Source organism: Sciscionella sediminilitoris, from assembly GCF_000737195.2.
In the GTDB taxonomy this organism is placed as follows: Bacteria; Actinomycetota; Actinomycetes; order Mycobacteriales; family Pseudonocardiaceae; genus Sciscionella; species Sciscionella sediminilitoris.
Map to the genome: position 1 here is coordinate 1 of NZ_JALM01000190.1, position 1,010 is coordinate 1,010.

The 1,010-nt window shown below is 64.3% G+C and carries 1 protein-coding gene and 1 pseudogene; one reads left to right on the forward strand and one right to left on the reverse strand.

Going from position 1 to position 1,010, the window contains the following annotated elements; translation table 11 throughout:
• Positions 1 to 62: 62 nt before the first annotated feature.
• Positions 63 to 413: pseudogene (locus AD72_RS38030) on the forward strand (DUF222 domain-containing protein); the annotation flags it as partial.
• Positions 414 to 741: 328 nt separating this feature from the next.
• Here AD72_RS38030 and AD72_RS37885 read toward each other — a convergent pair.
• Positions 742 to 1,010, reverse strand: a 269-nt coding sequence (locus AD72_RS37885) for a hypothetical protein (protein WP_231645164.1), incomplete at its 5' end; no start/stop codon positions are given.

Consider the following 1,010-nt stretch of genomic DNA (forward strand, 5'->3'; position numbering starts at 1 on the left):
GGGAACCACTCTCGCCGGATTTGCCGAACACCGCGCAAGCTTATTCGCGTGGTGAGGTCGGTGTGGAGCACGTGGACCGGATCCGTCAGTTCGCCGCCGAGCTTCCGGCTGAGGTGTCGATCGGGGACGCCTGGCCGATCGCAGAGCGGGCACTCGCTGAGATCGCTGGTGAAGTGGGCCCGCGTGGACTTGTCCGGCCGATCCGGGAACTACGGGCCCGCCTCGACCCGGACGGACAGGCACCGACTGACCATGAAGCTCTGCGTCCGGATCGGGAAATCTGGCTCCGGCAACACGCAAACCAGTGGGACATCCGGGGGCGTCTGGACTACGAAACCGGACTCAAACTCCGCAGTGTCCTCGACATACTCGGCAAACCCCGCAGCAGCGAAACCAACGGCGGCACCCCCGATATCCGCACCCCAACAGAACGCGACGCCGACACCCTCGCCGACATCGTTCAGTTGGCCGCGAACCCGGAAACCTTCCCGAATCAGGTGGCGAACCGTTCACCATCATGGTCACCATCACCGAACAAGCACTCCGCGACAGCATCGGGACCGCCACCACCATCCCCGCCCAGCAACTCAGACGCATCACCTGCGACGCAGGAATCATCCCAACAGTGCTCGGTAGCGAGGGCGAGGTACTCGACATGGGCTGCCGAGACCGCACCGCACCACCCAAACTCCGCCGACGACTCACCGCCAGAGACCACGGCTGCGCACACCCCGACTGCGATCACCACCCGCACTCACCCAAGCCCACCACACCCACCACCACACCAACGGCGGACTCACGGTCGAAAACAACATGGTGCTCCTCTGCGCCCACCACCACACCCTCATCCACCACACCAACTGGAAAGTCCGCATCCACAACGGCAGAGCCGAATTCACCCCACCCGACTACCGCACCTCGCTCACCTACGCCAGGCACCGGATGAGCGACCCGAATAGGGGCGACAGCGACGCCGACGCATGAGATGAGCCTGAGCTTCCCCTTGAATC